Below are 763 nucleotides of genomic sequence, written 5' to 3'. Positions count from 1 at the left end.
TTAAACAAATGGTGCGCGTGGAGGGACTTGAACCCCCACGTCAAAGACGCTAGATCCTAAGTCTAGTGCGTCTGCCAATTCCGCCACACGCGCAAAACTTGTAAATAAAACTGGTGAGCCATGAAGGACTCGAACCTTCGACACCCTGATTAAAAGTCAGGTGCTCTACCAACTGAGCTAATGGCTCTCACTGGCTGGGGATATAGGATTCGAACCTATGCATGACGGAGTCAAAGTCCGTTGCCTTACCGCTTGGCTAATCCCCAAAGTTACGAATAACTATAGTCTGCCCAATTTTAAATATTTCATATCATGAATGGTGGAGGCTGAGGGGATCGAACCCCCGACCCTCTGCTTGTAAGGCAGATGCTCTCCCAGCTGAGCTAAGCCTCCATGCAAACTATGTATCCATTAAAACACACGATGACCCGTCCAGATCTTTCCTTCGTTTAAAGGCAGCAAAGCTTGTCCCAACGAAAGTACATCCGACGAACCTTATGTGGAACAAAACAAGAAAGTGACCCGTATGGGATTCGAACCCATGTTACCTCCGTGAAAGGGAGGTGTCTTAACCCCTTGACCAACGGGCCACAAATATGGAGCTCTCAACCGGGATCGAACCGGTGACCTCATCCTTACCATGGATGCACTCTACCTACTGAGCTATGAGAGCAAATGGCTCCCCGAACAGGACTCGAACCTGTGACAACTCGATTAACAGTCGAGTGCTCTACCAACTGAGCTATCAGGGAATATACCGCTT

General features: G+C 48.6%; 7 tRNA genes. All 7 read right to left on the bottom strand.

Annotated features, from left to right (window positions below):
* Nucleotides 1–9: 9 nt before the first annotated feature.
* The 7 genes from CPT76_RS35890 to CPT76_RS35860 all read right to left on the bottom strand — a co-directional run bounded on the left by CPT76_RS35890 (nt 10) and on the right by CPT76_RS35860 (nt 752).
* Nucleotides 10–93, bottom strand: a tRNA-Leu gene (locus CPT76_RS35890).
* Between the two features lie 18 nt (nt 94–111).
* Nucleotides 112–187 (bottom strand) — tRNA-Lys (locus CPT76_RS35885).
* Between the two features lie 4 nt (nt 188–191).
* A tRNA-Gln gene (locus CPT76_RS35880) sits at nt 192–266 on the bottom strand.
* A gap of 51 nt (nt 267–317) precedes the next feature.
* Nucleotides 318–393 (bottom strand) — tRNA-Val (locus CPT76_RS35875).
* Nucleotides 394–518: 125 nt separating this feature from the next.
* Nucleotides 519–590: transfer RNA gene (locus CPT76_RS35870), tRNA-Glu, on the bottom strand.
* Nucleotides 591–597: 7 nt separating this feature from the next.
* Nucleotides 598–673, bottom strand: a tRNA-Thr gene (locus CPT76_RS35865).
* 3 nt (nt 674–676) lie between these two features.
* Nucleotides 677–752 (bottom strand) — tRNA-Asn (locus tag CPT76_RS35860).
* Between the last annotated feature and the right edge of the window lie 11 nt (nt 753–763).

Origin of the sequence: Paenibacillus sp. AR247 (genome assembly GCF_002968895.1) — a bacterium.
GTDB lineage: Bacteria > Bacillota > Bacilli > Paenibacillales > Paenibacillaceae > Paenibacillus_AQ > Paenibacillus_AQ favisporus.
The sequence above is the reverse complement of the archived record's forward strand: the minus strand, read 5'-3'. Positions and strand labels throughout refer to the sequence as shown.